The sequence below is a fragment of the Nocardioides sp. P5_C9_2 genome (genome assembly GCF_054049555.1).
Genome location: NZ_JBFUMD010000125.1, coordinates 1 through 8,599 on the forward strand (window position 1 = coordinate 1; position 8,599 = coordinate 8,599).

The 8,599-nt window shown below is 72.8% G+C and carries 9 protein-coding genes; 6 read left to right on the forward strand and 3 right to left on the reverse strand.

Annotation, left to right across the window (positions count from 1 at the left end; translation table 11 throughout):
- Positions 1-134: 134 nt before the first annotated feature.
- On the reverse strand, positions 135-1,346 hold the full coding sequence (locus ACXJKL_RS08485; protein WP_457206624.1) for an acyltransferase family protein: 1,212 nt from the start codon (positions 1,344-1,346) through the stop codon (positions 135-137).
- 45 nt (positions 1,347-1,391) lie between these two features.
- Between ACXJKL_RS08485 and ACXJKL_RS08490 the strand changes: the two genes are divergently transcribed.
- The 4 genes from ACXJKL_RS08490 (at position 1,392) to ACXJKL_RS08505 (ending at position 5,820) form a co-directional block, all read left to right on the forward strand.
- Complete coding sequence (locus ACXJKL_RS08490; RefSeq protein ID WP_457206625.1) at positions 1,392-2,399, forward strand: NUDIX domain-containing protein; 1,008 nt, start codon at positions 1,392-1,394, stop codon at positions 2,397-2,399.
- A 110-nt stretch (positions 2,400-2,509) separates the two neighbouring features.
- Positions 2,510-3,775, forward strand: a complete 1,266-nt coding sequence (locus ACXJKL_RS08495) for a class I SAM-dependent methyltransferase (RefSeq protein WP_457206626.1) — start codon at positions 2,510-2,512, stop codon at positions 3,773-3,775.
- Complete coding sequence (locus ACXJKL_RS08500) at positions 3,768-4,811, forward strand: hypothetical protein (protein ID WP_457206627.1); 1,044 nt, start codon at positions 3,768-3,770, stop codon at positions 4,809-4,811. Before ACXJKL_RS08495 ends, ACXJKL_RS08500 begins: the two co-directional genes overlap by 8 nt.
- Before the next feature lie 10 nt (positions 4,812-4,821).
- Complete coding sequence (locus ACXJKL_RS08505) at positions 4,822-5,820, forward strand: DNA topoisomerase IB (protein WP_457206628.1); 999 nt, start codon at positions 4,822-4,824, stop codon at positions 5,818-5,820.
- An 18-nt stretch (positions 5,821-5,838) separates the two neighbouring features.
- Here the strand turns inward: ACXJKL_RS08505 and serC are convergent, their stop codons facing one another.
- Complete coding sequence (gene serC / locus ACXJKL_RS08510; RefSeq protein WP_457206629.1) at positions 5,839-6,954, reverse strand: phosphoserine transaminase; 1,116 nt, start codon at positions 6,952-6,954, stop codon at positions 5,839-5,841.
- Between the two features lie 54 nt (positions 6,955-7,008).
- On the opposite strand from serC, the gene ACXJKL_RS08515 reads away from it, so the two are divergent.
- Positions 7,009-7,587, forward strand: coding sequence for a GNAT family N-acetyltransferase (locus tag ACXJKL_RS08515; protein WP_457206630.1), 579 nt, complete (start codon positions 7,009-7,011; stop codon positions 7,585-7,587).
- Between the two features lie 148 nt (positions 7,588-7,735).
- Positions 7,736-8,329: a hypothetical protein gene (locus ACXJKL_RS08520; RefSeq protein WP_457206631.1), complete on the forward strand. Its 594-nt coding sequence runs from the start codon at positions 7,736-7,738 to the stop codon at positions 8,327-8,329.
- A 17-nt stretch (positions 8,330-8,346) separates the two neighbouring features.
- Here the strand turns inward: ACXJKL_RS08520 and ACXJKL_RS08525 are convergent.
- The coding region (locus ACXJKL_RS08525; protein ID WP_457206632.1) for a citrate/2-methylcitrate synthase at positions 8,347-8,599 on the reverse strand (253 nt) is incomplete at its 5' end.

Genomic DNA, 8,599 nt, shown 5'->3' on the forward strand with positions numbered 1-8,599 from the left:
GTGGGGCAGCCAGCGGATCTGGAGCGTCGGACGCCCGGACGAGCTCGGCCGGGGACCCCGGCCGGACCTGTCCCGGGGTCGACGCGTCGACGTGGTCCTCGGGGAGCCGGTCACCGCTGCCTCCGGGGACGACCTCACGTCCTGGACGCAGGACCTCGGTCGTCGGATGACGACGCTGCTGGAGGGATTGCAGGGCCTGCCGCACCACGCGCCGCGTCCCGGTGAGCCTGCTCCATGGCACCCGGCCCACCTGGGCGGGACGGCTCCGACGCGGCTCGAGGCCCACGCGATGGAGTCGGTTCCTCGCTCGGCCGTGCCTCCGAGCTGGGGGCCGGTGCCGACGCGCGGGCCGCGCGACGCGACTCCCACCAGCCCAGCGGGTTGGTGAAGGGCTCGAGCACGCGGCGTACGGGCGGAGAGGCCAGCAGCAGCGCGAGGCCGACCGCACMGACGGTGGTGAGCACGAAGCCGGCGGTGGTGTGCTCCTCGGCCCACCCCGGCCACCCCAGCGCCTTGACCGTCTTGATGACGAAGCCGTGGAAGAGGTAGACGACCATCGTCGCGCCGCCCATCACGGTGAACCACCCGAGGGAGCGTCGAGGGACCAGGGCGAGGACCGAGAAGGCGCCGACCAGGCCCAGCGTCATCACGGTGAGACGGGTCTGGAACGCGATGACCGGGTCGAGGCCCACGTCCTCGTAGCCGGCGTCGTACCAGAGGAACGCGGTCTGGGCCCAGGCGTCGGTGTAGAGGGCCGCGACGGCCATCCCGACCAGGGCGGGGACGGCGGCCACCCGCACCCACACGTCGTCGAGGTGCGCGAGGTGACGCGGCTTGAGGTGCAGGCCCAGCACGAAGAACGGCAGCAGGCCCAGGAAGCGCGGCAGCATCAGCAGGTCGGTGTTCCAGAAGCCGCCCAGGACACTGACCGCGACGGACAGCGGCAGGAAGAGCCAGTGCAGCGTGAGGATCGGCGTGACGAGGCGCCACATCATCAGCACGACGAGGTACCACATCGTCCAGTGCGGCTCCAGCCACAGCGTCCCGGGCTCGGTCTCGCCGACGACGGTGACGCGGTAGTAGTAGAGCGCGGGCTCGAAGATCAGGTAGGGCACCAGCAGCGTGTAGACCAGGTTCTTCAGGTGCCGGCGGTCCCACCTGAAGGACTTCGACAGGTAGCCGCTGATGAAGACGAACGCCGGGATGTGCCACAGGTACAGGAAGTCGTAGGCCCAGTGCGAGCCCTGGGTCTTCTCGAGCAGGCCCCACGAGTGCCCGATCACCACGAAGACGACGAGCACCATCTTGGAGTTGTCGAGCCACGGATCTCGTTGCGTGGGGGGCACCTCCTGAGGCTACGTCAGTCACCCCTTCCATGGCAGGTTGGTGCCATGGCCTCTCTCCCCAGACGACAGCGCGTGGCGGCGTACGCCGTCATCCTGCGGACCCCGGCCACCCATGCCGAGATCCTGCCCCGCCACCATGCCGAGATCCTGCCCCGCCACCATGCCGAGATCCTGCCCCGCCACCATGCCGAGATCCTGCTGTGCCGCCTCGCCCCGCGGATCAGCCGTACCGAGCTCTGGACCCTGCCCGGCGGCGGTCTCGACCACGGCGAGGACCCCCGCGACGCGCTGCTGCGCGAGATCGTCGAGGAGACGGGCCTCGAGGCGGTGGTGGGCGACTCGGCCCGCGTCTACAGCGCCCACCTGCCGCGTGCGTCGCGCGACGGGGTGCTGACCGACTTCCACGCGCTGCGCATCGTGTACGACGCGTGGGTGCGCGCCGACGCGCCCGAGCCGCGCGTCCTCGAGGTGGACGGCTCCACGATCGAGGCGGCGTGGCACCCGGTGGCGGCGGTGGCGTCCGGTGTGGTGCCGGTGGTGGCGACGGTGACCGAGGCACTCGCCGACCACCGGCCGATGCGGGTGCAGCGGGTGGCGGCCTACGCCGTGGTCCGGCGCGACTCCCGGGTGCTGCTGACCCGGCTCTCCGCCACTGCGGCCCACCCGGGGTCGTGGACCCTCCCCGGCGGTGGCATCGACCACGGCGAGCGCCCGTCCACGGCACTGGTGCGCGAGGTGCTCGAGGAGTGCGGCGTCGAGTGCGAGGTCGGGGAGCTGCTCGGCGTCCACGACACGCACTTCTCCGGCACCGCCCCCAGCGGGCGGTGGGAGGACTACCACGGCGTGCACCTGCTCTTCGACGCCCACGTGGCGACGGGGGAGGAGCCCCGGGTCGTCGAGATCGGCGGCACCACCGACGACGTCGCCTGGGTCGAGGTGGCCGACATCTCCTCGGGGGCCGTCCCGGTGCTGGACGTGGTGACGCACGCCCTGTCCCTGGCGCCCTCGGCGAGTGGGTCGGCGCCCGGGGCCGGACCTACGATGGGCGCATGAACCCCCGCCAGCGCCGACTCGTCATCCCGGTCGCGCTGGGGGCCCTGCTCCTCGTCGTCCTCCTCGCGTCCGTCCTGTGAGGCGAGCAGCCGTGAGCGGAGGCGCCTGACATGGCCACCGAGCCCCTCCTGCGTGCCCTCGCCCGCCTCCGCGGGCACCTGCTCGACCCCGAGACGCTGGTGCGCGCCGTCGCGTCCGGCGCCCGGCGCGGCGGCGGGGTCCCGGCGGTCGCCGGCCGGCCCGTACGCCGCGTGGAGCTGCGCTACGTCGACCTCAAGGCCGGGCGCCACCTCCAGGTCACGTCGTACGACGACACCCAGGCGCACACCACCAACGTGGCGGCCGGCGACGAGGCCACGGTCCTGGTCGACGACCTGCTCGACCAGCCCTTCGGCAGCTGGCACGTCGACACCACCACCCAGACCCACCAGGTGCGCGCCACCAAGAAGCTCGACGCGGTCACCCACACCCAGGACCGGGCCGCCCCCGTCGAGGCCGAGCGGGGCCACGACAAGGCCAAGCAGCGGCTCCTCGCCGAGGACGACCCGGTGCTCGCGGCGCTGGGGATCTCCGACGCCCAGGGCCGGATCAAGCCGACCCGGCAGGCGAAGTACCGCCAGGTGGAGGAGTTCCTGCGGCTGCTCGACGCGGCGATCGGCGACGCGCTGGCCAAGGGGCAGCTGCGCACCCCCACGGAGGCCGACCCGCTGCGCGTGGTCGACCTCGGCTGCGGCAACGCCTACCTGACCTTCGCCGCCCACCGCTACCTCTCCGCGGTGCGCGGCCTCCCGGTCCGCGTCACCGGCGTCGACGTGAAGCAGCAGTCGGCCGACCACAATGCAGGCGTCGCCGCGTCGCTGGGCATCGAGGCCGACTTCGTCGTCGGCGCCATCGGCGACGCCGAGCTGGCCCAGGCCCCCGACGTGGTGCTGGCCCTRCACGCCTGCGACACCGCCACCGACGACGCGCTGGCCCGGGCGATCGCGTGGGACTCGGCGCTGGTGCTCGCCGCCCCCTGCTGCCACCACGACGTGGCCGCGCAGCTGCGCAGGGCGCCGACCCCGGCGCCGTACGCCATGCTCACCCGGCACGGCATCCTGCGCGAGCGGTTCGCCGACACCCTCACCGACGCGCTGCGCGCCGCGATCCTGCGGCAGGTCGGCTACCGCGTCGACGTCGTGGAGTTCGTGGAGAGCGCGCACACCCCCCGCAACACGCTGCTGCGCGCCACCCGCACCGGCACGCCCGTCACCGGCGGCCGGCTCCGCCAGGAGTACGACGACCTGGTGACGACGTGGGGGGTGCGGCCCCGCCTGGCCGAGCTGCTGGACGCCGAGCTGCGGTACGCCGAGCCGCGGGGTCCCGGGCGTGCCTGACCTGCGGCGTCGACTGCTGACGGTGGGCGCCGGGGCCGCCGTGCTGGCGCCCTTCGCGATCGGGCTCGCAACGGGCGCCGAGCCCGACGACGGTCGGGTGCTCTTCTCGTTCGCCGACCCGGAGATCGTCGAGTCCAGCGGGCTGGTGGCCGCCGGCGACCGGGTGTGGACGACCAACGACTCCGGTGRCATCGGGCGGGTCTTCACCGTGGACGCGACGACCGGCGAGACGGTCGGCACGACCTACTGGGCCGACGGCCCGCGCGACGTGGAGGCCCTCGCCCCTGCGGGTCCGGGCCGGGTCTGGGTCGGTGACATCGGGGACAACTCCGGGTCCCGCGACTCGATCGAGGTGACCCGGGTGCCGGTGGGCGACGGCGACCGCACGGTCGACGAGGAGACGATCGACCTCGTCTACCCCGACGGGCCGCGCGACGCCGAGACGCTGCTGGCGGACCCCACGACGGGTCGCCTGCACGTGGTCACCAAGGGGGTCTTCGCGGGCGAGGTCTACGCCGCACCGCCGGAGATGGCCGACGACGCCCCCAACGAGCTCGGGCTGGTCGGTCAGGTCGTCGGGCTGGTCACCGACGGCGCGTTCTTCCCCGACGGTCGCCACGTCGTGCTGCGGACCTACTCCCGCGCCACCGTCTACACCTTCCCCGAGCTGGAGTCGGTCGGCGCGTGGGACCTGCCCGCGCAGCAGCAGGGCGAGGGCATCGCCGTCACCCCGGACGGCCGGGTGCTCGTGAGCAGCGAGGGCCAGGGCTCCGACGTGCTGGCGGTGCGGGTGCCGCGGCGGATCGAGCGGGCGGTGGCGGAGCCGGTCCCCTCGTCCCCGGTCACCCCGACGTCGACCCCGACCCCGACGTCGACCCCGACCCCGACCCCGACCTCGCCGCCCGCGGCCGGCACGGTCGCCGAGGACGTCCTCCCCGCGGCGCCGACGGACCGCGACGCCTGGCCGTGGCTGGTGGGGGCAGTGGTCGGTGTGATCGCCCTAGGGGTGCTGTGGCGCAGCCTGAGGCCCCACTAGCCTCACCGTCATGCCACGCCTGCGCCGTACCGCTCCCGACCAGCCGGGCTGGACCCGGCGCCGGGTCGGGAAGGGCTTCACCTACCTCGACCAGCACGGCGACCGGCTCGCCCCCGAGGAGGTCCAGCGGTGCAAGGACCTCGTCATCCCGCCGGCCTGGCAGGACGTGTGGATCACGCCCTTCCCGAACGGGCACCTCCAGGCGGTCGGCACCGACGACGCCGGCCGGCGCCAGTACCTCTACCACCCCCAGTGGCGGGCCAGCCGCGACGCGGCGAAGTTCGACCGGATCATCGACTTCGGCAAGGCGATGTCCAAGGCTCGGGAGCGGGTGCTCACCGACCTCGGCACCGAGGGGATGAGCCTGGAGCGTGCCTGCGCCGTGGCCGTCCGCCTGCTCGACCTGGGCTACTTCCGGATCGGCAACGACGTCTACACCGACACCAACGGCTCCTTCGGCCTCACCACGCTGCTGCGCGAGCACGTCACGAAGCGGGGCGGCAGGCTGACCTTCTGCTTCGTGGGCAAGTCCGGGGTCGAGCACTGCATCGAGATCGACGACGAGGCGACCATCGGCGCCCTCGACGTCATGCGGGCCCGCCGGGGTGGCGGGGACCGCCTGCTGGCCTGGAAGGACGGGCGCCAGTGGCGGAGCCTGGACTCCGGCCTGGTCAACACCTACGTGCGCGAGGCGACCGGCATCGAGGCCACGGCCAAGGACTTCCGGACCTGGCACGCCACCGTCATCGCCGCCGCCGCGCTGGCCTCCACCGACGAGCCGGGGGAGAGCAGGGCATCACGCAAGCGGGCCGTCGCCGCGACGATGAAGGAGGTCTCGGAGTTCCTCGGCAACACCCCCACGCTGGCCCGGACGGCGTACGTCGATCCGCGGGTGGTCGAGGCCTACGAGCACGGCAGGACGATCACCGTCCGGGCGTCGTACGAYACCGCCGACGCGCGCCAGGCCGCCCTCGAGCGCGCCGTGCTGCGGCTGCTCAAGGACGCCTGACGGGCGTCGTGGACGTCGTCAGAGACGTTCGACCACGTGGTCGATGCACGCGGTGAGCCGCTCGACGTCGCTCGGGTCGATCGCGGGGTACATCGCGACCCGCAGCTGGTTGCGGCCGAGCTTGCGGTAGGGCTCGGTGTCGACGACGCCGTTGGCGCGCAGCACCTTGGCGATCGCGGCGGCGTCGATCGAGTCGTCGAAGTCGACGGTGCCGATGACCAGCGAGCGGTGGCTGGGGTCGGTGACGTACGGCGTGGTGTACGACGTCCGCTCGACCCAGCCGTACAGGGCGTCGGAGCTGGCCGTGGTGCGCTCCACCATGCCGGCGAGGCCGCCCCGGGCGTTCATCCAGTCCAGCTGCTCGGCCATCAGGAACAGGGTGGCGACCGAGGGCGTGTTGTAGGTCTGGTTCTTGGCCGAGTTGTCGATGGCCGTCGGCAGGTCGAAGAACGCCGGGACGTGCCGGTCGGTGGCCGCGATCTCCGCGGCCCGCGCGAGCGCCTTCGGCGACATCAGGGCGATCCACAGCCCGCCGTCGGAGGCGAAGCACTTCTGCGGCGCGAAGTAGTAGGCGTCGACCTGGGTGAGGTCGACGGGCAGGCCACCGGCGCCGGAGGTGGCGTCGACGAGCACGAGCGAGTCGTCGTCCACGGGGCGCACGACCGGGGCCATCACCGCGGTGGAGGTCTCGTTGTGGGCCCACGCGTAGGCGTCGACGCCCTCCTCGGCGACCGCGTCGGGACGCGAGCCCGGGTCGCTGGCGATGACCGTCGGGTCGTCGAGCCACGGCGCCTGCTGGGCGGCCTTGGCGAACTTGGAGGAGAACTCCCCGAAGGCCAGGTGCTGGCTCTTGCGCCGGATCAGGCCGTACGTCGCGATGTCCCAGAACGCGGTCGCACCGCCGTTGCCGAGCACGACCTCGTAGCCCTCGGGCAGGTCGAAGAGCGACGCAAGACCCTCGCGCACCCGGCCGACGGTGTTCTTGACCGGTGCCTGGCGGTGGGAGGTGCCCATCAGCGTGCTGCCGGTCGCGGCCAGCGCGTCGAGGTGGCTGGTCTGGATCTTCGACGGACCGGCGCCGAAACGGCCGTCGGCGGGCAGGAGGTCGGTGGGGATCTGGATCGCATCGTTCACGAAAGGAGCCTTCCGGGGAGTCAGTGGTGAGAGGTCCCTGACTACGCTGTCAGCGTGGACAGCCTCTCATCCGACGGTCCCGTCGTGGCAGCGGGTCCACCTGTCGAGGCCGCCGTGCCGGGCGCGCGGCTGGTGATCGAGCGGCTCCCCATCACCGCCCCCGACGCGGTCCTCCTCGTCGAGCAGGTGCAGGAGGAGTACGTCGTGCGCTACGGCGGTCGCGACGAGTCCCCGATCGACCCCAGCGAGTTCGAGGACCCCACCGGGATGTTCTTCGTCGGCCGCCTGGACGCCACGCCCGTCGTCTCGGGCGCGTGGCGTCGGCGTGCGGACGTGTCGGTGGCCGGCACCACGCGCACCGCCGAGGTCAAGCGGATGTACGTCGCACCCGCGGCACGCGGCCTCGGCCTGGCCCGCCGGATGCTGGCCCACCTCGAGCTCACCGCGCGCCGGGCGGGGGCGGAGGCGATCGTGCTGGAGACGGGGGAGCGGCAGCCCGAGGCGATCGGGCTCTACGCCTCGGCCGGCTACGAGCGCATCGACGGCTTCGGCTACTACCGGGACTCCCCGCTCAGCCGCTGCTTCGGCAAGTCACTTTTGAACGCAGGCCACTCTGAACGCAGGCCACTCTGAACGCTGGCGCGGCGGCGATGTCCGGTGTGTCCAGCCGACACGCCGTACGTCGGGCGTCTGATCTTCCCATTCGTCCCACACGTCCCACCCGGTCCGCCTAGCCTTTCGGCGGGACCGGCGGTGCGTCGGGTCGATCACGGGAGGCGACATGCGCAGGGGAGTGGTGGTGCTGCTCGCCGTCCTGTCGAGCCTGGTGGTGTGCGCCGGTCTGCTCACGGTGCCGGCGCAGGCGAAGTACGCGATGCCCGTCGAGTCCTACGCGCGGTACCAGCCGCAGAAGGCCTGCGCCCGCAAGGACAGGCCAGGCACCGTCGCGCTCGGCCGGTGGCTGGTGGCCCGCGGCGGCGTGTACGGCGGGACCCTGCGCTCGTGCTCGAGCGGCGGGCAGTCGGAGCACAAGGACGGGCGCGCCTTCGACTGGATGCTCGACGTCAGGGACCCCGACGACCGGGCGCTCGCCGACGCCTTCCTCATCGAGGCGTTCGCGGACGACGAGCTGGGTGACACCGACGCGCTGGCTCGCCGGATGGGCATCATGTACGTCATCTGGAACGACCGGATGTACGCCGCGTGGGACGGCTTCGAGCCGAAGAGGTACCTCAGCTCCGGTTGCCGCACCCGCAAGGGGTGCTCGGTCACCCTGCGGCACCGCGACCACCTGCACGTCTCGCTCAGCATGGCCGGCGCCAAGGGCCGCACGAGCTGGTACGTCGAGCAGGCCCTCGCGCCGCCGGCCGTCTGACCCGGTCGGACCGAGGGTCAGGCGCCCCAGCCCTCGTCCCAGCCGTCGACCTCGGACGCCGGGCGCGAGGGCGGACCGGTGTAGATCGCCGAGGGCCGGATCAGCCGGCCGGTGCGCTTCTGCTCCAGGATGTGCGCCGACCAGCCGCCCGTGCGGGCGCAGGTGAACATCGAGGTGAACATGGTGGGCGGCACCTCGGCGAAGTCGAGGACGATCGCTGCCCAGAACTCCACGTTGGTCTCCAGCACCCGGTCGGGACGCCGCTCGCGG